The organism is Spirillospora sp. NPDC047279 (assembly GCF_040643285.1).
Classification (GTDB): domain Bacteria; phylum Actinomycetota; class Actinomycetes; order Streptosporangiales; family Streptosporangiaceae; genus Spirillospora.
The window spans coordinates 392,128-416,443 of the sequence record NZ_JBEYUA010000004.1 but is presented as its reverse complement, the minus strand read 5'-3'; the positions used below and the strand labels follow the sequence as shown (position 1 = coordinate 416,443).

Below are 24,316 nucleotides of genomic sequence, written 5' to 3'. Positions count from 1 at the left end.
GGACAATTTGACCACAGGCCCCGGTGCCACGGTCAGTGTTCGGCGCGTGACAGGCGACCCGGAAGCAGCCGGGCCACCGGGCGCGGCAACCACCAGTTGGCCTTGCCGCAGATCTCCATCAGCGCGGGGACGAGCACCAGCCGGACGATCGTGGCGTCGATGAGGACCGCGACGCCCATCCCGAGCCCCATCTGCTTGACCTCGACGTCCGCCCCGAGCAGCACCGACAGGAACACCATGATCATGATGGCCGCGGCCGCGGTGATGACGCGCGCGGTGCGGGTGAGCCCCCGCGCGACCGCCTCCCGCGTCTCGACGCCGTTCTCGTAGTACTCGCGGATCCGGGAGACCAGGAAGACCTCGTAGTCCATCGACAACCCGAAGAGGATCGGGAACATCATCAGCGGCACCCAGGTCGTCACCGGCATCTCGGTCGGGAACCCGAGCAGGGTCCCCGCCCAGCCCCACTGCACGACGGCGGTCAGCACCCCGTACGCCGCCGCGATCGACAGCAGGTTCATCACCGCGGCCTGCAGCGCGATCGTGACCGACCGGACCAGCGCCACCAGGAGCAGCAGCGAGAGCCCGACGACCACCGTGATGAGCCAGGGCAGCCGGGACTGCACGCTCTCGGCGAAGTCGATCGACGCGGCGTTCGGGCCGCCCACGTACACCTCCAGGCCCGAGCCGGCGGTCGCGGCCGGGATGACGTCGTCGCGCAGCGTGTGCACGAGCTCCGGCGTCCTCTCGTCCTGCGCGCTCGTCGTCGGGAACGCGACGAAGACCGACGCCTGCCCGTCCCGGCTGCGCGCCGGCGGCTGGACGCCCGCCACGCCGGGCGTCTTCTCCACCGCCGCGGCGACCGGTGCGGCGTCGCCGCCCTTCGCCACGATGACCAGCGGCGCGTCCGTGCCGGCGCCGAACCCCTCGGTCAGGATCTGGTGCGCGGCGTAGGAGCTGGTGTCGTGCGGCTGGGTACTGGCGTCCGGCAGGCTCAGCCGCATCGACAACGCAGGGACGGCGAGCACCAGCAGCACGGCCGCGGCGGCGAGCCCGGCGAAGATCGGCCGGTGCTGGACGGTCCGCGCCCAGCGTTCGGCCAGCGGGCGGCGCGCCCGGCCGAGGCCCGGCACCCGCAGCCGGTCGATGCCGCGGCCGGTGAAGCCGAGCAGCGCGGGCAGCAGCGTCACCGCGGTGACCATCGTCATCAGGACGGTGACGCCGGCCGCGACCGCGACGCCGTTCAGCAGCTCCTGCTGCATGACGAACAGCCCCATCAGCGCGATGACCACGGTGGTCCCGGCGAACAGGACCGCCCGCCCCGCGGTGGCGATCGCGGTGACGGTCGCCTCCTCCGGGTCGCCGCCCTCGGCGAGGGCCTCCCGGTAGCGGGTGACGATGAAGAGCGCGTAGTCGATGCCGACGCCGAGCCCGATCAGCGCGGCGACGATGGGGCTGAACGAGGGCGCCGGCAGCACGTGGCCGATCAGCGAGATGAGGGCCAGCCCGGTGCCGATGCCGAAGAGCGCGGTCACGATCGGCAGCCCCATCGCCAGCACCGAGCCGAACGCGACGAGCAGGATGACGATGGCGGCGAGCAGGCCGACGCCTTCCGTGGGGCCCCCGCCGGGTGTCTCGGCCGCCTCGACCGCGGCGCCGCTCAGCTCCAGGCGCGGGTCGCCGCTGCTCTGGCGCACGTCGTCGAGCAACTCGGCGACCTCCGCGACCGGCATGTCGTCCGACGGCACGTCGAGGTTGGCGGTGGCGAACGCGGTCTTGCCGTCCCCGGAGATCTGCCCCTGCCCCTGGTACGGCGAGGAGACCGAGGCCACGTGCGGGGTCTGGCCGAGCCGGGCGACGGCCCGGTCCACCTCGGCCTTCACGGCCGGGTCGCGGACCCCGCGTTCGGACCGGATCGCCAGCGTGATGCTGTCGCCGCTCATCTCGGGGAAGTGCTTCTCCAACAGGTCACCGGCCTTCGCCGACTCCGAGGAGCCGCCGCTGAAGTCGTTCAGCGGCTCGGCGGCGTAGCCGAAGCCCACCACCAGCACGGCGATCGTGCCGACGATCCAGCCGACGACGGTCAGGCGCCTTCGCCGGTAACAGAGCCGGGCCAGCCGGGCCAGCGCGCCGGTGTGCGCGGCAGGGGGTCGCACGTGTCATCACCTCGGGTGGGAACGTCTCGTCGATGTGTCCCGTCGAGGCTCTCTCCCGGCGTCCTCCGGCACATCCGGCGCGCGATGACACTCGCCGCGACCTGTACTCCTGCCGGAGTACGCCCCGAGCGGTACCGGGATCCGACAGACTGCGGGGGCACTTGGTGTTTTTCATCACATGTGACCCGGAAGCGGTGACGTTTCCCGTCATGGGAACGCTGATACCGGTGAGGTTCTACGGGGGAAGGGGCGTGGATGTCGTCTCAACGGGGCGCTGCCGCCGGGCGGGAGGAGCCGCCACCGGCGGAACTCCGCGTGGCGCTCGCCCGGGGGCTGCAGGAGCAGTTCCCCGGTGTTCGGGTCTGGTACGGCGACGCGACCGGCTCCTGGTGGGCGCTGGTACCGACGCTGTCCGGCTCGCGCCTGGTCGAGGCGCCGACGCCACAGCAGCTCCGCGACGCCATCATGAGCGCGCGTTCCCGGGGGTGACGAGCCCCGACTCGTAGGCGAGGACCACCAGCTGCGCGCGGTCGCGCGCGCCGAGCTTGCTCATGGCCCGGCTCACGTGCGTCTTGGCGGTGAGCGGGCTGACCACCAGCTGCCCGGCGATCTCGTCGTTCGACAACCCGCGCCCGACCAGCCGCACCACCTCACGTTCGCGCGAGGTGAGCGCCGCCAGCCGCGCCGCTCCCGCCGGCCCGGCCGTCCCCGCGGCGGGGCGGCCCGCGTCCCTGCGGAGGGCCGCCTCGATGACGGCGCGGGTGACCGCGGGGGCCAGCAGGGAGTCGCCGCCCGCGACCACGCGGACGGCCTGGTGCAGGTCCTCCGGCTCGATGTCCTTGACCAGGAAGCCGCTCGCCCCGGCGCTGAGCGCCTTGAAGACGTTGTCGTCCTCGGCGTACGTGGTGAGCACGACGACCCGGACGGCGCCCAGTTCCGGGTCGCCGGTGATGCGGCGGGTGGCGGTCAGCCCGTCGATCTCCGGCATGCGCAGGTCCATCAGGACCACGTCGGGCAGGTGCCGCCGCGCCATCGCGACCGCGACGCCCCCGTTGCCCGCCTCCCCCACCACCTCGATGTCGGCGGCCGCCTCCAGCAGGACCTTGAACCCGGCGCGGACGAGCGACTGGTCGTCGGCGAGCACGACCCGGATCACGCCGCGCCCCCGGGGAGGCGCACGCCGACCACGAACCCGCCGCCGTCGCGCGGCCCGGCGGTGAAGGTGCCGCCGAGGCCCTCGGCGCGTTCCCGCATGCCGCTCAGCCCGTGCCCGCCGCCGGGGGCCGCGGCTCCGCCCGCTCCGTCGTCGGCGATCTCGATCGCCACCCCGCCGGGTTCGTACGCCACGGCCACCCGCGCGCTCACCTCCGTGCCCGCGTGCCGCAGCACGTTCGTCAACGACTCTTGCAGGATGCGGTACGCGGCGTGGTCGACGGTGCGCGCCAGCGCGGGCGGCGCGCCGGTGACCTCCACCTCGACCGGTACGCCCGCGGCCCGGACCGCCTCGATCAGCGACGGCAGCCGTTCCAGCCCGACCGCGTCGTCGTGGTCGGCGGCGTCCGCCCGCAGCACGCCGAGCGTGCCGCCCATCTCCCGCAGCGCCCGCTTGCTGGTCTCGCGGATGGTGCTGAGCGCGGTGCGCACCTGCTCGGACTCCGGGTCGTTCTCGTGGACGTGCAGGGCGCTCCGGGCCTGGACGGTGATGGTGGCCATGCTGTGGGCGACCGTGTCGTGCAGTTCGCGGGCGATCCGGACCCGGTCCTCGGCCACCCGCCGCGCCGCCTCGATGTCGCGTTCCTCGGCCGCCAGCCGCAGCCGTTCCCGCGTCTCCTCGGCCAGCGCCCGGCGGCTGCGCACCACCTCGGCCAGCAGGATGACCGTCACCGCCAGCGCCCCGTTCGCCACGAACTCCGAGAACGCCCGCAACGGCGGCGAGCCCTCCTGGAAGACCACGATGGAGTAGCCCCCGAACGAGAACACCGCGATCACGCCGGCCGCCCAGCGCAGGTGCCCCTGGAGCGTGGCGGAGTAGAGCGGCACCGCGAGCACCGTGACCGGCGACATCCCCGGGTAGTCGGCCGAGTAGTAGGCGAACAGCGCCAGGCTCGACAACATCAACGCCGCCACCGGCCGCCGCCGGTGGAGCAGGATCGGCAGCGTCATCAGCACGCCGAGCGTGTAGGCGAACAGGTCGGGTTTCAGCGACTCGGGCTCCGGCGCCTCCCGGATCATGATCGCGTTGATCACTCCCGCCGCCACCGTGATCGCCACGTCCACCGAGATCGGACGCCACCGCACCGTCATGGCGTCAAGGTAACGCGAACGCGGCGTTTCAGGCGCGGGTGAGGATCGCCGCGCTCCCGTAACTGCCGCCGAACCCGGTGCACAACGCCACTCCGGCGTCGCCGACCTGGTTCGTCCCCGTGCCGCGCAGCTGCCGCACCGCCTCGGCCACGTTGTTGAGCCCGTGCACGTACCCCTCCGACAGCAGCCCCCCGTGCGGGTTGACCGGCAGCCCCCCGTCGAAGGCGATCCGCCGTTCCCGCAACACCTCGCCCAGGTCACCCCGAGCCGCGAGCCCGAAGTCCTCGATCTGGCGCGGCACCAGCCAGCTGTAGGCGTCGTACAGCAACGACACGTCCACGTCGCCCGGCTTCATCCCCGCCGCCTCGTAGAGCGGGTCCGCGACGTACGAAGAGAAGATCCGTCCGACGTCCCCGGCCTTGTCCATGGTCGACGCCCCGGGCCCGCCGCCCCGCACCACCGCGTGCACCCGCGGCGCCCCGGGAGCGAGATCGGCCCTGGTGACGACGAGCGCGCACGCGCCGTCCGTCTCCTGGCAACAATCCAGCCGCCGCAACGGCGAGGCGACCATCGGGCTCGCCAGGTAGGCGTCCAGGTCGACCGGCTCCCGCCGCAACGCGCGCGGGTTGGCCGCGGCATGCGCCCGCGACTGGGCGACGACCGCACAGGTGTGCTCCTCGCCCAGCCCCGCCTCGTGCAGGTAACGCTGCCCGGCGAGGGCGAACTGGTGAACGGGCCCCGCCATCCCGTACGGATGGGTGAACTGCTCCTCGGTGCCCTCCCCCAGCTTCAGCCCGAGGGTGTTCATGCGCCGCCCCGACCGCCCGTTGAGCGCCCGGTAGACCAGCACGCTGTCGGCGATCCCCGCGTCCACGAGCATCGCCGCGTCGGCGAGGATCGACGCGCTCTGCGTACCCCCGCCGTAGATCTCGTTGTGCCACCCGATCTCCGGCAGCCGCAGCTCACGCGCCAGATAGAGCACGGGCGCCGAGTCGTTCAGGTGATAGCTGAGAATCGCCCCCGGCCGTTCGACCGCGCCCCCGGTGGCCTCCGCCGCCTCGGCCAGAGCGGCCCGCGCCGCCTCGGCGGCCAGCTGAAGCTCGGTCCGCCCCGACGACCGGGACAGTGCCGTCATCCCCACCCCGGCAACAGCGGCCCGCCCCGAAAACCCCTGCCGACCCAACGCAGCCTCCTCCGGCGCCGTTCAGGTGACCGCTACCCGCATCCGCACGTGCCCCCGCCCACCCGCATCCGCACGCGAGCGCGCGACCGGGTCGTGAAGCAAGCCGAAGGCGAGGCCCGGGAAGCCATTAACACGGCGCCTGCCGGGACGGGGCGCGATCCATCCCGACAGGCGACCTTCCGCCGAAACTAGCCCCAATCCGCCAGATAGACAAGCGCTTGCTCGGTTTTCAGTCGACGATCCTGATCAGGCGGCGTTCCGCGGCGACGGTCACGGCCGCCGTGCGGGTGTCGACGCCGAGCTTGCCGAAGATGTGCACCAGGTGCGTCTTGACCGTCGCCTCGCTGATGAAGAGCTCCTTGGCGATCCGCCGGTTGGACAGCCCCTTGGCCAGCAGCTCCAGGATCTCGATCTCGCGCGGGCTGAGCGCCGGGGCCGGCTCGCGCACCCGCTTCAGCAGCCGGGACGCCACCTTCGGCGACAGCGCCGTCTCGCCGCGCACGGCGGTCTGGATGCCGCGGAAGAGCTCGTCCGGCGGGCCCGCCTTGAGCAGGTAGCCGGCCGCGCCGACGTCGATGGCGCGGGCGATGTCGGCGTCGGAGTCGTAGGTGGTGAGCACCAGCACGCGGGGCGCCCCGGGCAGCGCGAGGATCCGCCGGGTCGCCTCCACCCCGTCGATGCCCTCCCCGAGCTGGAGGTCCATGAGGACGAGATCGGGCTCGGCGAGGCCGGCCTGGCGCACCGCCTCGGCGCCGTCCGCGGCCTCGCCGACCACCTCGATGTCCGGCTCGCTGCTCAGCAACGCCCGCAGCCCGGCCCGGACCACGGGGTGGTCGTCCACGATGACCACGCGTACCGCGTTCATCCTTCGTCCTCCGGAATCGTCGCCGCCACCACGGTCCCCTCCCCCGGCGCACTCTCGATCACGAGGGTGCCGCCGACCTCGGCCAGCCGGTCGCGCATGCCGGCCAGGCCGTAGCCCCGCCCGGCGCCCGAACGCGGGTGCGCGGGGTCGAAGCCCGCGCCGTCGTCGGCGATGTCGAGCGTCACCTCGTCGTCCAGGTAGGTGAGCGACACGACGACGGTGCGGGCGCCGGCGTGCTCGCGCGCGTTGGCCAGCGCGCCCTGGGCCACGCGCAGCAGCGCCGCCTGGACCTCGGGGCGCAGCTCGCGCTCGGCGCCGTCGACCCGCAGCCGCCCGCCGGGCGCGTCGCGTTCGACCACCGCGCGCAGCGCGTCCGGCAGGCTCGCCCGCGCCAGGTCGGCCGGGGCCAGCCCGCGCACGAACCGCCGGGCCTCCTCCAGGTTGGACGCCACCGTGGCGGACGCCTCCCGCACGTGCCGCCAGGCGGCGGGCGGGTCGGCGTCCCATTCGCGGTCGGCGGCCTGGAGCAGCATCCCGGTGCTGGTCAGCCCCTGGGCCAGGGTGTCGTGGATCTCGCGGGCCAGCCGTTCGCGCTCGGCCAGGACCCCGGCGGCGCGCTGCGTGGTGGCCAGCTCGTCGCGGGTCCGGACGAGGTCGTCGATCAGCCGCTGGAGCTCCAGGAAGATCACGGTGGTCATGCCCGCGACCGCGATCGGGCCGAGCACCAGGCTCGGGTCGAACCCGTCCGACAGCCGGACCTGGGCGAAGATCACCGCGCTGGTCAGCAGGACCACGAACACGACGGCGGCGCGGGGGCCCAGCAGCCGCAGGGACATGAAGAAGAGCGGGAACGCCGCCCAGGAGAAGCTGGGCGCGAAGGTGACCAGGACCACCAGCAGGGCCATCACCAGCCCGAACCAGGCGAGGCGCCCGGCGTGGCCGAGCGCGTCCCAGCAGACGATCCCGACCGCGTACACGACCGCGAGGGCCCCGCTGAACGCCAGGCTGACGACCGCGTAGGCGTCGATCCCGTGCCGGATCACCAGCCGGGAGGCCGCGGCGGCGACCAGCAGGAAGAACGCGACGTGCATCGCGTTGTAGATCCGCCGTTCGGCACCCGTCATCTCTCCCCCTTCACGGCACGTTACTGCAGCGTCACCCACGGGCGCCCGCCCGGCATCAACCGATCGGTTGACGCCGGGTTCGAACGAACCCCCGATGGAACCGGTCCCGATCCCGGCGAAGCTCGTAGATGTCAGCGAGAAAGCGCAGCTCAACACTAAGATCACAAGGGAGACACCATGCAGATCAAGACCATCGCCGGAATGTCCGCGGGCCTCGCCCTCGTCGCCGGGACCGTCGCCCTCTCCGCCGGCACCAGCGCCTCGGCCGCCGCTCCGGCCGCCGCGCCCAGGGCCGGCGCCGTGCAGACCGTGAAGGTCCTGTCCACCGACTCCGCCATGAAGATCGCGGACGCGGTGCAGAAGGAGGCCGCCAAGCAGAAGCAGCGGGTCACGGTCGCGATCGTCGACCGCTCGGGCGACCTGAAGCTCGCGGTCAAGGGCGACGGCGCCGGGCCGCAGACGTTCGAGTCGGCCAAGCGCAAGGCGTTCACCGCCGTGTCGATGGGCCAGCCGACCTCCAAGCTCGCCGAGAACGCGACCGGCGACGGCCCGACCACCCGCGACATCCCCGGCACCCTGTTCCTCGCGGGCGGCGTCCCGGTCGCGGTCGACGGCTCCCCCGTCGCGGGCATCGGCGTCGGCGGCGCCCCGCAGGGCGCCATCGACGAGGCCATCGCCAACGCCGGCCTCAAGGCCGTGCAGGGCGACCTGGGCTGATGTCCCCCTCCCGGCGGCAGGTCCTGACGGCGCTGGTGCTCGGGACGATGGGCACCGGCGCCGCCTGTTCCCGGACGGGACGCACCCCGAAAGGACGTACTGCCATGCATGAGGACGACCTGCTGACCTCCGCCGCCAAGGGCGACGCGGCGGGCGTCCGCGACGCGCTCCAGCGCGGCGCGGACCTGGAGGCCCGCGACGGCCGCCGGCGCAGCGCGCTGCTGCTGGCGGCCGCGGCCGACCATGTCGAGGCCGCCCAGGTGCTCGTCGCGGCGGGCGCCGATCCCGACGCGCAGGACGACCAGAGCGACAGCGCGTTCCTCGTCACCGGCGTGACCGGCAGCGTGGCGATGCTGAAGACCCTGCTGCCCGCGCGGCCCGACCTGAAGCTCACCAACAGGTACGGCGGGGTCGCCCTCATCCCCGCCTGCGAACGCGGGCACGCCGCGTACGTGCGCGAGGTGCTCAAGACGGGCATCGACGTCGACCACGTCAACCGGCTCGGCTGGACCGGCCTGCTGGAGGCCGTGATCCTCGGCGACGGGTCGCGCCCCTACCAGGAGATCGTCCGGGCGCTCGTCGCCGCCCGCGCGGAGGTGAACCTCGCCGACGGCGAGGGCGTCACGCCGCTGAAGCACGCGCTCAGCCGGGGGCAGGACGAGGTCGCCGCGCTGCTGCGCGCGGCCGGCGCGCGTGCCTAGAGCGCGTGCCCGGGGCTCGCGCGCCGGGGCCCGCGCGGCCGGTGCGCGGGCCTACAGGTCGTACTGGATGGCGGCGCGCTCGCCCAGGATCGGCTTGATGTACTCGTCGATGACGGCGCGGTGCGCGGGGTGGTCCCGGTAGACGGCGTAGGCGTCGCGGTCGGCGAAGTCGGCCACCACCACGAAGTCGTGGTTGCCGGGGTTGACGCCCGCGTCGAGGCCCACGCTGTAGGTGTCGATCTCGGGGATCACGCCGGTCAGCGCGGTGAGCCGGGCCGCCACCTCCTCCTGCTGGCCGGTGGTGGTGCCGGCGGTCCACTTGAACAACACGACATGCCGAAAACCGCTCATGCGGCACACGTTAGCGCAGGTCAGACCGAGCCGAGTTCGGCCGCGACGGTGGCCCCCAGCTCCCAGCAGGCTTCGAGCTCCGGCTTGCCCGGCACACCCGTCACGACCTGCGGCGGGAGCACTCCGCGCCACTTCAGGCCGGTGGTGATCGAGTCGAGGGCGCGCAGCGCGCCGGCGGCGTCGCCGCCCGCGTGCAGGTACGCGCCGAACGGCCGCCGGACCGTCTCCTCCAGGCACGGATAGTAGATCTGGTCGAAGAAGTGCTTGAGCGCCCCGGACAGGTAGCCGAGGTTGACCGGCGTGCCGAGCAGGTAGCCGTCCGCCTCCAGCACGTCGACGGGCGAGGCGGTCAGCGCCGGGCGCGACACGACCTCGACCCCCTCGATCTCGTCGGTCGTCGCCCCCGACCGCACCGCCTCGTACATGGCCTGGAGGTTCGGCGACGGCGTGTGATGAACGATCAGCAGCCTCTTCATCGCTCCGAGCCTAGACCGCCGCTGTCAGAGCGTTTTCGGCCGGTCACGGGGTGGGGAAGCGGCGGGGACCGGCCGGGACGGGCGGCCCGGTCCGATCTAGTCTGAGGGGGCCGGCGATCAGGAGCGCCGGTGATCAACGTTCGATCCGGGGAATGAGTTCCAGCGGATCTTGGTTGGCGCCTCGTTGGAGGTGTGCGGTGGAAGCGGTGGAAGGCGCAGAACCCGCGGCGAGATCGGCGGCGCCGCTGGCCGCGGCCACGGGCCTGGTCGCGGTCATGGTCGCCGAGCCGGTGGCGTCCGACAGGGCGCCGGAGTGGCTCGACCGGCTGGCGCTGCTGGCGACCGGGCGGCCGTTGCTGCCCGTGCACGCGCTCGTCCTGGGCCTGGCGCTGGCCCTCGCCGCGCGCGGCGTGCTGCTGCACCGGCGGGCCGCCTGGTACGTCCTGGTCGGCGTCGTCCTGCTGGGCCTGCTCGCGGTGCTCGCCGGTGACGACGCGGCCTGGCGGCTGCCGCTGCTGCTCGCCGTGCTGGTGGCCCTGTGGTCGCGGCGCGAGGACTTCTTCGTGCGCCCGCACCACGAGCGGGTGCGCACGGCCGTCCGCACCGGCGCGGTGCTGGTGATCGGCTCGGTGGCGGGATCGGTCCTGATCGGCGGCGTGTCGGTCCGGGCGGTCGCGCGCGACGTGGCCAGCGGGCTCGGCGCCACCGGCGGGCACATCGACGGCGCCGCGTGGCTGCCGAACGTGCTCGCGCTGGCCGGCGCCGCCGGGTTCCTGGTCATCGTGGTCACGCTGATGGCCGCCGACCCGGCCCCGCCCGCGGGCGACGAGTCCGAACGGCGCCGGGTCGCGGGGCTGGTGGCGCATCCCGGCAGCGACACGCTGGCGCCGTTCGCGCTGCGCCGGGACAAGTCGTACGTCTTCAGCGCGGACGGCCGGGCGGCGATCGGCTACCGGGTGCTCTTCGGGGTCGCGGTGGCGGGCGGCGACCCGGTCGGCGACCCGCGTTCGCACGGCGCGGCGGTGGAGGCGTTCCTGGCGCTGACACGGCGCACCGGCTGGCGGCCCGCGGTGCTCGGCGCGAGCACGGAGGCGCTGCCGATGTGGGGCCCGCTGCGCTCGTTCGGCTTCGGTGACGAGGTCGTCGTCGACCCCGCCGCGTTCAGCCTGGCCGGGCGGCAGATGCGCAACGTGCGGCAGGCGGTCAAGCGCACCCACAACTCCGGCGTGACGTCGCGGATCATGCGCGAGGACGAGCTCACGCCCGCCCTGCGGGAGAAGCTGCTGGGCGTGGCGGCGCGGTCGCTCGGCGGCGCCGCCGAGCGCGGCTTCTCGATGAACCTGGACGAGCTGCTCACCGGCTACCACCCGGGCGCCGTGGTGGCGGTGGCCTTCGACGGCGCGGGCGAGCCGATCGCGTTCCAGCGGTACGTGACCGCCGGGACGGGCATCAGCCTGGACGCGATGCGCCGCGTCCCGGAGGGCCCCAACGGCCTCAACGAGCGGCTGATCGTCGAGATGGTCGAGCACGCCGGGGAGCGCGGCCTCGGCGTGGTCTCGCTCAACTTCGCCGCGTTCCGCGAGCTGCTGGACGCCGAGGAGCGCGGCGTCCTGGAGACGGCCGGGTACCGGGCGCTTCACCTGCTCGACCCGTGGATCGCGGTGGAGTCGCTCTACCTCTTCGACAAGAAGTTCCGGCCCGGCTACCGGCCGCGCTCCATCGTCTTCCGGTCGTGGTCCGACATCGCCTGGCTGGCCGCCGCGCTGCTGACGCTGGAGTTCGGCCGCACCCGCCCGGCGGCCGCCGCCGAGCCCGCCCTCGCCGAACCCGCCGGCCAGCTCGAACGCCCCTGATCGCACCGCTCTCGAAGCGCCCTGGTCCGACCCCGGATCAGGGCGCTTCGACGCGCATGGGATGACCTGTTAGTCTTCCCAAGCGAGCGCTTGGTACGTAATGATGGGTCAGGCGTCGAACGTCGCGGCGGCGAGCGCGGTGCAAGGGGACCTGCCCCACCGCGTGCCACCCGCCAGGCCCGCTGAAGAAGGAGCCGTCCACGTGGCTGACCGCCCGATGAAGTTCTCGACCTTCCACCTCTTCCACCAGAACGCGGGCCAGACCGCGCGGGAGGTGTACGACTACCAGATCGAGATCGTCGAGCTCCTGGAGGAGCTCGGTTTCGACGGTGTGTGGGTCGCCGAACACCACTTCCGCGACTACGGCGTCGTGCCCAACATCTTCAACATGCTGTCCCACCTGGCAGCACGGACGGAGAAGTTGAGGCTGGGCACCGGGATCGTCGTCCTCCCCCTGCACAACCCCATCCACGTGGCCGAGGAGGCCGCGATGGTGGACGTGTTGTCGGGCGGGCGGCTCGAGGTGGGCATCGGCCGCGGCTACCAGAGCATCGAGTTCGAGAACTTCGGGCTCGACCTCAGCGAGGCCCGGGACCGCTTCAACGAGTGCCTCGACATCCTGCTCGGCCTGTGGACCCAGGACGACTTCGAGTACAAGGGCCGCTTCCACGAGACCACGCACCCGCTGACGCTGATGCCCAAGCCTCTGCAGCGCCCGCACCCGCCGCTGCACGTGGCGGCCGTCAGCCCCGAGACCGTGGAGCTGTACGCGGCCCGCGGCATCCCGATCCTGGCCGACCCCGCCGCCCCGTTCAAGAAGATCGCCAAGGCCGCGGAGACCTGGCACGCGACCGCCGCCGCCAACGGCGTCGACACCACCGGCGCCGAGCTCGTCGCCAGCCGCTCGGTCTACGTCGCGCCGACCATCGAGCAGGCCCGCGAGGACCAGGCCCGGTTCGAGGCGTCGTTCGACCGCTCCCGGATCTTCAACGTGCAGAGCGCGCCGATCGACCCCAAGACCGGTCAGGCCGCCAAGGGCTTCGAGTACTACCAGCACCGCTACCTCAAGGGCGGCTCGGTCGACAACGACTTCCGCTGGGAGCAGCTCGAGGTCATCGGCGACCCGGAGCGGGTCATCGGCCAGATCAAGACCATCCAGGAGATGGGGTTCACCAACCTCATGTGCGACTTCGGCTCGACCCGGCCGGTGCCGATCGAGGAGATGAAGAAGGTCCTGAAGTTCTTCGCCGCCGAAGTCATGCCGGCGTTCCGTTAAGCCCGTCAAGGAGGCGCGATGTCCGTCGTTCAGCGGTTCACTCTCGGGGACGTCCTCAGCGAGCACCGGCGCGGCCGGCCGCTCGACACCGCCGTCGTCGACGGCGACGTACGGCTGACCTATCCCGAGCTCGACGACCGGGTGAACCGCCTCGCGCACGCGCTGGCGGCGGACGGGATCACGGCGGGCGAGCGGGTGCTCTGGCTCGGCCAGAACTCGTTCCGCGTCCTCGAACTGCTGGTCGCCTGCAACCGGCTCGGCGCGATCTTCTGCCCGGCCAACTGGCGGCAGAGCGCCGACGAGCTGGCGTACGTGCTGAACGACCTCACGCCCACGGTGGTGGTGTGGGAGGAGTCGGAGGCGGTAGAGAAGGCGCGCGGCCAGGTCACCCTGGACGCCCGCTGGGTGAGGTCGGGCGACGAGTACGAGTCGTACCTCTCCGACGACGACGGCGAGCCGGAGGCCGAGGTCGCGTCGGACGCGCCGGCGCTCGCGCTCTACACCGCCGCGTTCGACGGGCGCCCCAACGCGGCGCTGCTGAGCAGCACGGCGCTGGTCGCGCACAACATGTCGCTGCTGCACATCCGGCAGATGGAGAACGGCTTCACCTTCCTGGCGTGCGGGCCGCTGTTCCACGTCGGCACGATGATGTTCACGCTGGCCACGTTCCAGATCGGCGGCAAGCTCGTCTTCACCCCGGCGTACGAGCCGAAGGAGGTCTGCCGGCTCATCGACGCCGAGAAGTGCACGCAGGCCTTCCTGTTCGGCCCGATGATCGACGGCCTGGTGGAGGCGAACAAGGACGGGGCCCACGACCTGTCCTCCCTGCACTTCGTCTCGCACTCCCCCGAGTGGGACGAGATGATCACCGTGGACGACAGCCCGTGGTGCGCGTCCAAGATGGGCGGCTACGGGCAGACCGAGGTCGGCGGCATGCTGACCTTCCTGGGCCTGGGCCTGGGCGGCGCGGGCTTCGCGGGCCGCCCGTCCCCGCTCGTCCACGTGCGCATCCTGAACGCCGACGGCTCCGAGGCCGCGCCCGGCGAGGTCGGCGAGATCGCGGCCCGGGGCCCGAGCATGTTCTCCGGCTACTTCAACCGGCCCGAGCTGAACGAGGCCAAGGCCGCGGGCGGCTGGCACCACACCGGTGACCTGGGCCGCCGCGAGGAGGACGGCACGATCACGTTCATCGGGCCGAAGCTCCGCATGATCAAGTCGGCCAACGAGAACATCTACCCGGCCGAGGTCGAGCGCGCCCTCAAGGCGCACCCGTCGGTCGCCGACGCCGCCGTGATCGGCGTGCCGGACGAACGTTTCGGCCAGTCCCCCAAGGCGATCGTCGTCCTCAAGCCGGACACGGCGGCCACCGCCGAGGAGATCATCGAGCATGTGCGCGGCGCGATCGCCTCGTACAAGAAGCCGCGCGACGTCGCGTTCGTCGACGAGATCCCCAAGCGCGGCTACACGCCCGACTACGACGCGCTCGACGAGCGGCACGGCGGCGGCGCCTACCCGGGCGCCTACCCGGGCGCCTGACGGACCGGACGGCCCTGGTCCCCGCCTCCGGGACCGGGGCCGCCGACGTCTCCGCGTACGACGGGCTTCAGAGGACGGCGATGGGATTGATCGGGCTCGCGGTGCCGCCCTCGATGCGCAGCGGCACGGCCAGGAAGAGGAAGTCGGTGCGTCCCGTCTCGGCCAGCTCCTCCAGCCAGAGCATCTCGGCCAGGTAGATCCCGTGCCGCCACAGGAAGATCATGTGCAGGTCGTCGGCGAGGTCCTCGTCGGCGAGCTGGCGCGCGTTCAGCCCGCCGATCGCCGCGTTGTCGCTGGCGACCATGCACACGTCGCGCTCGGCCAGCCAGCGCCCGCCGTCCGCCGACAGGCCCGGCTGGCCCGCCCAGTAGGCGTCCGGCCCCTCCTGCCACACCAGCGGCCAGCCGGTGCGCACCACCGCGACGTCCCCCGGCCGCACCTCGACGCCGCAGCCCTCCAGGTCCTCGGGACCGATCCGGTCGCCCGCCTCCAGGTGGCCGGCCCCGCGCAGCTTCGGCACGTCGAAGAGCACGCCCCTGGCCACCACCGGCCCGGCCTTGTCGATACCGCAGCGTCCCGCGCCGTACGAGCGGACGCGGTCGGCCGGATGCCCGTTGTAGAGCTCGTCGCCCGACCACATGTGGCACAGGGCGTCCATGTGCGTCGTGGTCCCGTGCGGCGTGACGACGAGGGCGTCGTCGGCCATCTTGAGCCCGGCGCCGATGGCCCGCGTCCCGGCCGCGTAGTCACCGCCGTCCACGGACATGAAGTGTTGCGGCAGGGGCCTGCCCCGCAGATGCGGAACGGTCGTCGGCGCGGGCGAGGACGTCGCGCCCCGGATGGGCAGCGACAGGCTGACCGTGCGGCCCTCCCGCACGCTCCCCGCCGCCGCGACGACGACCTCGGGCGTCAGCAGGTTGAGCGCCCCGCGCTCGTCATCGGACCCCCACCGTCCCCAGTTGTTCGACTCTTCGAGCATGATTCGGTTGAGACCTTCCTTGGAAAGGACCGCCCATGACCATCGTGCAGGGCCACTGCGACCCCGCGTTCACGGCCGTACGGGACGTCTTCGAGCAGAACTTCGCGGACGGGCGGGAGCTCGGCGCCGCCGTGGCGGTCTACGCCGGGAACCGCAAGGTCGTGGACCTGTGGGGCGGTGTCGCCGACCGCCGAACCGGCCGGGAGTGGCTCGCCGACACCCCCTGTTTCGGCTTCTCCTGCACCAAGGCCGTGACCGCGACCGCGGCCCTCCTCCTCGCCGAGCGCGGCGCGTACGACCTGGACGGCCCGGTCACCTCCTGGTGGCCGGAGTTCGGTGAGCACGGCAAGGACAAGGCCACCGCCGCCCACCTGCTGTCGCACCAGGCGGGCCTGCCGGCGTTCGGCCGCCCGGTGGACGCCGAGGACGCCGCCGACGCCCCGGCCCGCGCCGCCGAGCTGGCCGCGCAGAAGCCCGAGTGGGAGCCCGGCACCGCGCACGGCTACCACGCCCTCACCTACGGCTGGCTCGCGGGCGAGATCGTCCGCCGCCACTCCGGGCGCCTGGTCGGCGAGTTCGTCCGCGACGAGTTCGCGGGCGACCTCGATCTGTGGATCGGCTCCCCCGACGACGTCATCGACCGCGCCGCCAAGCTCACCGCCGGCCGCCGCGCCGCCCAGAACGGGGCGGACGCGCCCAAGGCCGTGGAGGACGGCAACGTCCTGGAACGCCTGGCCGGCGCGTACGTCGACCCGCAGAGCCCCCTCAACCGGGCGCTCAACAACCCGCACCCCGGCAAGGGCGGCTACAACAACCCGGTCGTCCTGCGCGCGGGCTGGCCCGCCGCCGGGATGATCGCGACCGCCGGCGCCCTCGCGACCTTCTACGACCGGCTCATCTCCGGCACGATCCTGCGCCCCGGGACCCTCACCGAGGCCCTCCGGACCCGGGTCCGCGGCGCCGACCGGACGATGCTCGTGGAGAGCGCCTTCGGCCTCGGCTACATGCGCCCCGCGATGACGTTCTTCACGCCCGCCGCGGGCCGCGACACCGCGTTCGGCCACACCGGCGCGGGCGGCTCGATCGGCCTCGGCGACCCGGAGGCCGGCCTGGCCCTCGCCTACCTGCCCAACTCCATGGGCGACCAGCTCTCCGGCGACCTGCGCGCCTACCGCATCACCGAAGCCGCCTACGCCTCCCTGTCCTGAGGTCCCGCCGCTTCCCGGACTCACGATGTCACTGCATCGTGATGCCGCCGCTGACGGACAGGGTCTGGCCGGTGATGTACCCGGCGCGGTCGGTGCACAGGAACGCGGTGATGCCCGCGATGTCGTCCGGGCGGGCGATCCGGCGCAGCGGGATCTGCTTGGCGAGCTTGTCGAGCAGTCCCGGGTGCTGGTCGGACACCGCCCGGACCATCGGGGTGTCGGTGGGCCCGGGGCAGATGACGTTGCTGGTCACGCCGCCGCGGGCGGCCTCGCGGGCGAGGGTCTTGGCGAGGCCGAAGAGGCCGGCCTTGGTGGCCGCGTAGGCCCCCTCGCCGCCCGAGCCGGCCCGGGCGCCGTCGGACGAGATGAAGATCAGGCGCCCCCAGCCGCGTTCGGTCATGCCCGGCAGCAGTGCCCTGGTCAGCTGCATGGGCGCGCGGAGGTTGATCTTCCACATGAGGTCCCAGGCGGCCGGGTCGCTGTCGACGAACGGCTCGACGATGCTGACCCCGGCGTTGTGCACGAGGACGTCGACGTCCCCCGCCCCGGCCGTGAACCGGTCGATGTCGGCGGGGTCGGTGAGGTCGACGCGCAGCGCGGTGCCGTTCAGGTCCTTGGCCACCTGCTCGGCGGCGGGCAGGTCGATGTCGGCGACGACGACGCGGGCGCCGAGGGCCGCCAGGTCGGCGCAGATCGCGCGGCCGATCCCGCCCGCCCCGCCGGTGACGACGGCCGTCCGGCCCGCCAGGTCCAGTCCGTCCATGCCGGGTCCGTCCATGCCGGGTCCGTCCATGCTCGGTCGATCCATCATGACTCCCAGGCCGCGGCGAGCTCGGCGGTGGTCGTCCGGGCGGCGAGCAGGCTGATGGTGTTGGCCATCACCGCGTCGCCGTACTCGACCGGCATCCCGGCGACGGCGTCGGTCAGGACGACCACGCGGTAGCCGAGATTGACGGCCTCCAGGCAGAGGCCGGGGATGCCGAGGTTGAGGGAGAGCCCGATCGCCACGACCGTGCGCACGTTCAGCGAACGCAGCGTCTGGTCCAGGGAGGTGGCGGTGAACGGCGAGAAGCCGTGGTATCGCCGCGCCTCGATGTCGCCGGGATCGGACAGCTCGGGCAGGACCTCGATCGCCCCGGTGCCTTCCAGCATGTGGTTCGGGTCTTTGAGGAGGCCCTTGATGAAGGGGCAGTTGTCGGTATGGCTGCCCGCCCGGTCGGCGCGGAACGCGGCCGTGCACTGCACGACCCGCACTCCGGCGGAGCGGGCGGCCGCGGCGGCGCGGGCGGCGTTGGCCACCACCCCGCGCTCGTCGCAGGCCTTGACCAGTTCGGGGAACTTGGCGAGATCCCCCACCACGCCCCGCTGCATCTCCATCACGAGCAGCGCGGTGTGCCGGGGGTCGGCCAGCTCAGCAAGATCGATCGCCACGCGCACCAGGTTATCGACCTAGCACTTGCTTGGGTAGTCCGGAAACTCGCTGTCCCGCCGCGGGCCCGTCCCGGTAGCGTGCCCGTTCATGGAGGTCAGGGAACCGCACGCGTGGCCGTCGACGCCCGCCGAGGCCGAGGCGATCCAGGATCGGCTGCGGCCCTCGCTCGACCTCGCCGACACCGGCCCGCAGCGGCCCGCGACGATCGCCGGGCTGGACGTGTCGTACGCGGACGGCGACGGCGACCGGCTCGCGGCGGCCGTGGTGGTGCTCGACGCGGTGACGCTGGAGACGGTCGAGGAGTCCGTGGTCACCGGCACCGCGGCGTTCCCCTACGTGCCGGGACTGTTCGCGTTCCGCGAGCTGCCCGCCCTGCTGGAGGCCCTGCGGCGGCTCGAGACGACCCCGGACCTGCTGGTCTGCGACGGGGCCGGGCTGGCGCATCCGCGGCGCTTCGGGCTCGCCTGCCATCTGGGCGTGCTGACCGGCCTCCCCGCGATGGGCGTGGCCAAGACCCGGCTGTACGGGACGCACGACGCCCCCGGGCCGCGGCGCGGCGCGACGGCGGCGCTCACCGGCGACGACGGCACGGTCATCGGGCAGGTGCTGCGCACCCGCGACGACGTCAAGCCGGTGTACGTGTCGGTGGGGCACCGCATCGACCTCGACACCGCGTGCAGGCACACGCTGGCGCTGTGCCCGGAGTTCCGGCTCCCGGAGACGACGCGGCGGGCCGACCACCTGTCCCGCGCGGCCCTGCGCGCGAGCTGACCCGGGGCCAGCGGTTTCGCCCCCTGACACGACCCTTGTTCACCAACCAAGCGTGCGCTAGGTTGGGCCGCGATGGACCGCCCGCGCCCCGTGCCCACGCCGCTGACCGAGCCGTACTGGACGGCCTGCCGGCGGGGTGAGCTCGCGCTCCAGCGCTGCTCAGGGTGCGGACGGTTCGTGCACTTCCCCGAGCCCGTCTGCCCGTTCTGCGGCGGCGGCCGGCTGTCGTACGAGACGGTCGGCGGCCGCGGGTCCGTGCACACCTTCAGCGTCGTCCACCGCTCGTTCCTCCCCGGCTTCGAGCCGCCCTACACCGTCGCCTGGATCGACCTGCCGGAAGGCGCCCGGGTCTTCGGGGACGTGACGGGCTGCCCGCCGGAACGGGTGCGGATCGGCATGAAGGTCGAGGTGTGCTTCACCGAGCTCGACGGCTTCGGCCCCGTCCCCCACTGGAGGCCCGCATGACCCGGATCGGCAACGTCCTCTACGGCGCCAGGAACGTCGACGAGGCCGTCCGCTTCTACCGCGACGGACTCGGGCTGAACGTGAAGTTCCAGGACGGCGACCGGTTCGCGGCACTCGACGGCGGCGGGACCACGTTCGCGATCGCCGGGCCGGAGGAGGACGTGACCGGCGGCGAACCCGCGGTGTCGTTCAAGGTCGACGACGTCGCCGCGATGACCACCACGCTCACCGCGGCCGGCGCCACGCTGGTCCGCGGCCCCGAGGAGGGGCCGCACGAGGTGCGCGCCGTCCTGCGGGATCCCGCGGGCAACCCGTTCGTGCTCTACGCGAGCCGCAAGTAGCCCCCCGCCGCCCACCCCGGAGTCCGGAGTCGAAGGAGAGACCTGCCGTGGCGCGAGAGAACTCCCCCTTCAGCAACTACGCCTACGCGATCCTCACCGCGAACGCGTTGCGCACGCCCGACAAGGTGGCGCTGACCTACTGCGGCGAGCAGAGCTTCACCTATGACCAGCTGAACCGGAAGGTCAACCGGGTGGCGCACGCGCTGCTCTCGGCCGGCGTGACGCCCGGCATGCGGGTGGCCTCCCTGATGAACGAGACCCTGCACGTCGCCGAGGTCTACCTCGCGCAGATGAAGATCGGCTCGACCGTCGCCGCGCTCAACCCGTACTGGCCGGCCGACACGCTCCAGCAGGTCGTCGAGCATTCCGAGTGCACCGCGTTCGTCTACGACGCGACGGTCGAGGAACTGGTGAACTCGATCCGGCCCCAGCTGCCGAACGTGAAGTTGTGGCTGCGCGTGGGCGGCGCCGGGGAGGACGCGGTCGACCTGGACGCGCTCGCCGCGAACGCGAGCGACGCCGAACCGCCGCTCGGCGGCCACGGCAACGACCTGCTCGCCCTCTTCTACACCTCCGGCACGACCGGCCTGCCCAAGGCCGTCATGCACACGCACTTCAGCTCGCTGGCCGTCGCGCAGATCTGGCTGGACGTCGACCGCGACCAGGACTCGGTGATGGGCACCGGCGCCATCATCTGGGGCATCGGCTTCCCGGCGCTGGTCGGCCCGGCGTTCTACGGCGGGATGAAGCTCGTCCTGGAGCAGGACTGGGGACCGTCCAACTTCCTCAGGGTCGTGCCGCGCGAGAAGGTCACGCACGTCAGCCTCATCCCCAGCTTCTTCTCCGCCCTCCTGGGCTCCGACGAGCACTCAGGCGTCGACCTCTCCTCCCTCACGTCGATCGTGCTCGGCGGCGAGCCCCTCCTGCCCGCCCTCCGCGAGCGCATCATGGAGCGGATCCCCGGCGCGGCGATCTACAGCTACTACGGCCAGACCGAGGCCCCCTACACCTGCTTCGGCCGCCAGGACGACGGCAGCCAGGACATCTCCTCGGTCGGCCGGGCGCGCATGTCGTGCGCGGTCCGGGTCACCGACCCGTCCGGCGCCCGCGTCGTGGGCGAGGTCGGCGAGATCAACCTCAACGGGCCGAACGTGATGGTCGGCTACGACAAGCTGGCCGACAAGACCGCCGACGTCATGAAGGACGGCTGGTACGTGGGCGGCGACCTGGGCCGCATCGACGAGGACGGCTTCGTGTACGTGCTCGGCCGCCGCGAGGACGCGATCCTCAAGGGCGGCCAGTGGTCGCAGCCGGTCGAGATCGAGGGTGCCGCGATCAAGGTCGACGGGGTGGCGGAGGCCGGCGTGGTCGGCGTGCCCGCCCACCCGGAGGGCCAGGACGCGGTCGAGCAGAAGATCCTCCTCGCCGTGGTGCCGCGCGCCGGCACCACGCTGGACGCCGAGGCCGTGAAGGCCGCGCTGGCGGCGGACCTGCCCGCTCACCTGACCCCGGACACGGTCGTCGTCGCCGGCGAGCTGCCGCACACCCAGGACGCCTCGGGCGGGCCCGGCAAGCTGCTGCGCCGCGGCATCCGCGACGCCTACGCCGACCAGGTCGGCTGAACCAGGGCGGGATTCGCCGAAACGGACAAGGACGGGATTCGCCGAAACAGATGAGTCACCTCCCTGAACACCTCGTCAAGGCATGGGTCGCGGGGTTCGGGGTGGCCGTGCCGCGCGGCGCGACCGCCACGACCCACGAAGGCCTGGAAGCGGCCGCCGGAGGGCTGGCCCCGCCTCTGGTGGTCAAGGCGTACGGCCCCCGGCTGCTCCACAAGAGCGACGCCGGGGCCGTCCGCCTGAACCTGGGCTCGCCCGGCGTCGCGGCGGCGGCCGCGGCCGAGATGCTCTTCTCGCTCGCCGGGCAGGACATCGTCCCTGACGGCTTCCTGGTCGAGGAGCAGGCCTCACCCGGCGTCGAGGTCATCATCGGCGCGGTCGCCGACCCCGCGTTCGGCCCGGTCGTGCTCGCCGGCCTCGGCGGCGTCTGGACCGAGGTGCTGCACGACACCGCGCTGCGGCTGGCCCCGATCACCGAGGCGGACGCGCGCGCGATGCTGGACGAGCTGCGCGGCAGGGCGCTGCTGGACGGTTTCCGCGGGCAGCCGCCGGTCGACCGGGACGCCCTGGTCAAGCTGCTGCTCGCGGTCGGCGGGCCGGGCGGGATCGTCGAGACGCTGGGCGACCGCCTGGTGGAGTTCGAGCTCAACCCCGTCATCGCCTCCGCCGGCGGGGCCGTCGCCGTCGACGCCCGGCTCGTCGGGCCGGACACGCTCGAAGCCCCGGCACCGGCCGGCCCCCCCGAGGCGGCGGCCGGCGCGGCCGCAACGGCCGAGGACTTCGGCCGGCTGTTCGCCCCGCGCGGGGTGGCCGTGGTCGGGGCGTCGACCAGGAAGCCCAACTTCGGCAACATGTTCCTCGGCTTCTACAGGGCGATGGGGTTCGAGGGGCGGCTGGTGGCGGTGCATCCGACGGCGCCCGAGATCGACGGGGTGCCGTGCGTCCCGTCGCTGGCCGAGGCCGGCGACGACGTCGACTACGCGCTGGTCGCGGTGCCCGCCAAGCAGTGCCCGGACGTCGTCCGGCAGGCGGCCGGCATCCCGTACGTCCAGGTGATGAGCGGCGGGTTCCGCGAGATGGGCGCCCCGGAGCTGGAGGACGAGCTGCTCGCCGCGGCCCGCGAGGCCGGGGTGCGGCTGCTCGGCCCCAACTGCATGGGCGTCTACTCCCCCGCGGGCGGGCAGACGTTCATCGGCGGCGAGCCCGGCCGGCCGGGCCGGATCGCGGTGGTGTCGCAGAGCGGCGGGCTCGCGGGCGAGGTCATCAAGGTCGGCGAGCGGCGCGGCCTGGCGTTCTCCAAGGTCGCGACGGTCGGCAACAGCGCCGACGTGACGCCCGCCGAGCTGCTGGCATACCTCGCGGACGACGACGGCACCAGCACGATCGGGCTCTACCTCGAAGACCCGCGCGACGGCCGCGGGCTCTTCGAGACCCTGCGCGACGTGCGCAAACCCGTGGTCGCGCTGATCGGCGGCCGGAGCGGGCAGGGCCAGAAGGCCGCGGCCTCGCACACCGGCGGCATGGTCAGCGACACCCGCGTCTGGTCGGCGCTCGGCACGCAGACCGGCATGGCGGTCGTGACCAGCCAGGACGATCTGATCGGCACGCTGGACTTCTTCGACCTGCACGCGGCGCGCGCGGCGGCCGGGACGCCGGACATCCTGGTCATCGGGCCGAGCGGCGGGGCGAGCGTGCTGGCGGCGGACGTGTTCGACGCGGCCGGGCTCGACCTGGCCGCCCTGCCGGACGCGGCGAAGGAGGCCCTGCGCGGGCTGGGGCTGGGCGCGGGCAGCTCGCTCGCCAACCCGCTGGAGATCCCCGTCGGCCCGCGCGGCAACCCCGACCTGGTGCGGCACGCGGTGCGGGCGATCCTGGCCGAACGGCCGTTCGCCGACATCATCGCGCACGTCAACGTGCAGAGCTTCTTCACCTTCGGCGACAGCGCCGACCCGCTGCTGGCCTACGCCCGCAGCGTGGGCGCGCTCCAGGAGGAGCTGCCCGGCACGCGGATCACCCTGGTGATCCGCAACGCCGAGTGCGCGCCGCCCGGGGTGGAGGACGCCGTCCGCGAGGTCGCGCGGGCGGCGGGGGTGCCGGTCTACCGGAACATGGAGGCCGCGGCGGTCGCGGTGTCCGCCGGAAAGGGATACGCCGCGCTGGGCGTGCGGCCCAGCGGGCAGAGGAGTGCGCATGGGACAGCTTGACGGCAAGGTGGCGCTGATCACGGGCGGCGCCCGCGGCATGGGCAAGTCCCATGTGCGGCGTTTCGTCGACGAGGGCGCGAAGGTCGTCTTCGGCGACGTGCTCGAGGAGGAGGGCGCCAAGCTCGCCGCCGACCTGGGCGACTCCGTGCGCTTCCTCCGGATGGACGTGACCGACCCGGACGACTGGCAGGCCGCCGTCGGCACCGCGGTGGAGACGTACGGCGCGCTGCACGTCCTGGTCAACAACGCCGGGATCATGCGGCACCAGCGGATCGAGGACATGGAGCTCGACGAGTTCAGGCGGGTCCTCGAGGTCAACCTGGTCAGCCAGTGGCTCGGCATCAAGTCGGTGACGGCCGCGATGCGGGACGCCGGCGGCGGTTCCATCGTCAACGTGTCGTCCACCGAGGGCTTCGTCGGCGCCTCCGGCCTCGCCGCCTACAGCGCCAGCAAGTTCGGCGTGCGCGGCCTCACCAAGGCCGCCGCGCGCGAGGTCGGCGAGTACGGCATCCGGGTCAACTCCATCCACCCGGGCGGTGTCCTCACCTCGATGTCGTTGCAGGACGACGTGGTCGCGGCGACCGCCGACAGCGCCGACGCGTTCATGCGGGCGCTGCCGCTCGGCCGCATGGGCAAGACCAAGGAGGTCTCGGGTCTGGTCGTCTACCTCGCCTCCGACGACTCCTCGTACTGCAGCGGGAGCGAGGTCCTGGTCGACGGCGGCATGCTCACCGGCGCCGGCTACTAGGGCGGGG

The 24,316-nt window shown here is 73.0% G+C and carries 24 protein-coding genes; 13 read left to right on the top strand and 11 right to left on the bottom strand.

Going from position 1 to position 24,316, the window contains the following annotated elements:
• Positions 1–32: 32 nt before the first annotated feature.
• Positions 33–2,156 (bottom strand): MMPL family transporter, encoded by a 2,124-nt coding sequence (locus ABZ810_RS12525; protein WP_358402512.1) that lies wholly within the window; start codon positions 2,154–2,156, stop codon positions 33–35.
• A gap of 255 nt (positions 2,157–2,411) precedes the next feature.
• Here ABZ810_RS12525 and ABZ810_RS12520 point away from each other — a divergent pair, with 255 nt between their 5' ends.
• Positions 2,412–2,645 (top strand): hypothetical protein, encoded by a 234-nt coding sequence (locus tag ABZ810_RS12520; RefSeq protein ID WP_358402510.1) that lies wholly within the window; start codon positions 2,412–2,414, stop codon positions 2,643–2,645.
• On the opposite strand, the gene ABZ810_RS12515 is transcribed toward ABZ810_RS12520, so the two are convergent.
• From ABZ810_RS12515 to ABZ810_RS12495, 5 genes are all read right to left on the bottom strand, one after another.
• A complete protein-coding gene (locus tag ABZ810_RS12515) occupies positions 2,620–3,312 on the bottom strand; it encodes a response regulator transcription factor (protein ID WP_358402508.1) in 693 nt (230 codons plus the stop codon). The two genes, ABZ810_RS12520 and ABZ810_RS12515, sit on opposite strands and share 26 nt — an antisense overlap.
• Positions 3,309–4,460 carry a histidine kinase gene (locus ABZ810_RS12510; protein ID WP_358402506.1) on the bottom strand — a complete coding sequence of 384 codons (1,152 nt, stop codon included), beginning with the start codon at positions 4,458–4,460 and terminating at the stop codon, positions 3,309–3,311. Before ABZ810_RS12510 ends, ABZ810_RS12515 begins: the two co-directional genes overlap by 4 nt.
• Positions 4,461–4,488: 28 nt before the next feature.
• Positions 4,489–5,595: an acetyl-CoA acetyltransferase gene (locus ABZ810_RS12505; protein WP_358402504.1), complete on the bottom strand. Its 1,107-nt coding sequence runs from the start codon at positions 5,593–5,595 to the stop codon at positions 4,489–4,491.
• Positions 5,596–5,872: 277 nt separating this feature from the next.
• Entirely contained in the window at positions 5,873–6,508 is a 636-nt protein-coding gene (locus ABZ810_RS12500; RefSeq protein WP_358402502.1) for a response regulator transcription factor, read from the bottom strand.
• Entirely contained in the window at positions 6,505–7,632 is a 1,128-nt protein-coding gene (locus ABZ810_RS12495) for a sensor histidine kinase (protein ID WP_358402500.1), read from the bottom strand. Before ABZ810_RS12495 ends, ABZ810_RS12500 begins: the two co-directional genes overlap by 4 nt.
• Before the next feature lie 177 nt (positions 7,633–7,809).
• Here ABZ810_RS12495 and ABZ810_RS12490 point away from each other — a divergent pair, with 177 nt between their 5' ends.
• Both ABZ810_RS12490 and ABZ810_RS12485 read left to right on the top strand, forming a co-directional pair.
• A complete protein-coding gene (locus tag ABZ810_RS12490; RefSeq protein ID WP_358402498.1) occupies positions 7,810–8,349 on the top strand; it encodes a heme-binding protein in 540 nt (179 codons plus the stop codon).
• A 104-nt stretch (positions 8,350–8,453) separates the two neighbouring features.
• Positions 8,454–9,050 (top strand): ankyrin repeat domain-containing protein, encoded by a 597-nt coding sequence (locus tag ABZ810_RS12485; protein ID WP_358402497.1) that lies wholly within the window; start codon positions 8,454–8,456, stop codon positions 9,048–9,050.
• A gap of 51 nt (positions 9,051–9,101) precedes the next feature.
• Here the strand turns inward: ABZ810_RS12485 and ABZ810_RS12480 are convergent, their stop codons facing one another.
• On the bottom strand, positions 9,102–9,401 hold the full coding sequence (locus ABZ810_RS12480) for a Dabb family protein (RefSeq protein ID WP_358402495.1): 300 nt from the start codon (positions 9,399–9,401) through the stop codon (positions 9,102–9,104).
• A 20-nt stretch (positions 9,402–9,421) separates the two neighbouring features.
• Positions 9,422–9,877 (bottom strand): NAD(P)H-dependent oxidoreductase, encoded by a 456-nt coding sequence (locus ABZ810_RS12475; RefSeq protein ID WP_358402493.1) that lies wholly within the window; start codon positions 9,875–9,877, stop codon positions 9,422–9,424.
• A gap of 197 nt (positions 9,878–10,074) precedes the next feature.
• Between ABZ810_RS12475 and ABZ810_RS12470 the strand changes: the two genes are divergently transcribed.
• From ABZ810_RS12470 to ABZ810_RS12460, 3 genes are all read left to right on the top strand, one after another.
• Complete coding sequence (locus tag ABZ810_RS12470) at positions 10,075–11,730, top strand: phosphatidylglycerol lysyltransferase domain-containing protein (RefSeq protein WP_358402491.1); 1,656 nt, start codon at positions 10,075–10,077, stop codon at positions 11,728–11,730.
• A gap of 217 nt (positions 11,731–11,947) precedes the next feature.
• Positions 11,948–13,006, top strand: a complete 1,059-nt coding sequence (locus ABZ810_RS12465; RefSeq protein WP_358402862.1) for an LLM class flavin-dependent oxidoreductase — start codon at positions 11,948–11,950, stop codon at positions 13,004–13,006.
• An 18-nt stretch (positions 13,007–13,024) separates the two neighbouring features.
• Positions 13,025–14,542, top strand: a complete 1,518-nt coding sequence (locus ABZ810_RS12460; RefSeq protein WP_358402489.1) for an AMP-binding protein — start codon at positions 13,025–13,027, stop codon at positions 14,540–14,542.
• 67 nt (positions 14,543–14,609) lie between these two features.
• Here ABZ810_RS12460 and ABZ810_RS12455 read toward each other — a convergent pair whose 3' ends face one another.
• Entirely contained in the window at positions 14,610–15,521 is a 912-nt protein-coding gene (locus tag ABZ810_RS12455) for a cyclase family protein (RefSeq protein ID WP_358402488.1), read from the bottom strand.
• A 35-nt stretch (positions 15,522–15,556) separates the two neighbouring features.
• Between ABZ810_RS12455 and ABZ810_RS12450 the strand changes: the two genes are divergently transcribed.
• Positions 15,557–16,729 (top strand): serine hydrolase domain-containing protein, encoded by a 1,173-nt coding sequence (locus ABZ810_RS12450; protein ID WP_358402486.1) that lies wholly within the window; start codon positions 15,557–15,559, stop codon positions 16,727–16,729.
• Positions 16,730–16,757: 28 nt separating this feature from the next.
• On the opposite strand, the gene ABZ810_RS12445 is transcribed toward ABZ810_RS12450, so the two are convergent.
• Positions 16,758–17,492 (bottom strand): SDR family oxidoreductase, encoded by a 735-nt coding sequence (locus tag ABZ810_RS12445; RefSeq protein ID WP_358402860.1) that lies wholly within the window; start codon positions 17,490–17,492, stop codon positions 16,758–16,760.
• A gap of 44 nt (positions 17,493–17,536) precedes the next feature.
• Positions 17,537–18,160, bottom strand: coding sequence for an isochorismatase family protein (locus ABZ810_RS12440; RefSeq protein WP_358402484.1), 624 nt, complete (start codon positions 18,158–18,160; stop codon positions 17,537–17,539).
• Positions 18,161–18,248: 88 nt separating this feature from the next.
• On the opposite strand from ABZ810_RS12440, the gene nfi reads away from it, so the two are divergent.
• The 6 genes from nfi (at position 18,249) to ABZ810_RS12410 (ending at position 24,309) form a co-directional block, all read left to right on the top strand.
• On the top strand, positions 18,249–18,932 hold the full coding sequence (gene nfi / locus ABZ810_RS12435; RefSeq protein ID WP_358402482.1) for a deoxyribonuclease V: 684 nt from the start codon (positions 18,249–18,251) through the stop codon (positions 18,930–18,932).
• Positions 18,933–19,004: 72 nt separating this feature from the next.
• On the top strand, positions 19,005–19,397 hold the full coding sequence (locus tag ABZ810_RS12430) for an OB-fold domain-containing protein (protein WP_358402480.1): 393 nt from the start codon (positions 19,005–19,007) through the stop codon (positions 19,395–19,397).
• Positions 19,394–19,738, top strand: a complete 345-nt coding sequence (locus ABZ810_RS12425; RefSeq protein WP_358402478.1) for a VOC family protein — start codon at positions 19,394–19,396, stop codon at positions 19,736–19,738. The genes ABZ810_RS12430 and ABZ810_RS12425 overlap by 4 nt, the downstream gene beginning before the upstream one ends.
• Positions 19,739–19,785: 47 nt before the next feature.
• Positions 19,786–21,360 carry a class I adenylate-forming enzyme family protein gene (locus ABZ810_RS12420; protein WP_358402476.1) on the top strand — a complete coding sequence of 525 codons (1,575 nt, stop codon included), beginning with the start codon at positions 19,786–19,788 and terminating at the stop codon, positions 21,358–21,360.
• 50 nt (positions 21,361–21,410) lie between these two features.
• Entirely contained in the window at positions 21,411–23,561 is a 2,151-nt protein-coding gene (locus tag ABZ810_RS12415) for an acetate--CoA ligase family protein (protein ID WP_358402474.1), read from the top strand.
• Entirely contained in the window at positions 23,548–24,309 is a 762-nt protein-coding gene (locus ABZ810_RS12410; protein ID WP_358402472.1) for a glucose 1-dehydrogenase, read from the top strand. Before ABZ810_RS12415 ends, ABZ810_RS12410 begins: the two co-directional genes overlap by 14 nt.
• Positions 24,310–24,316 lie beyond the last annotated feature (7 nt).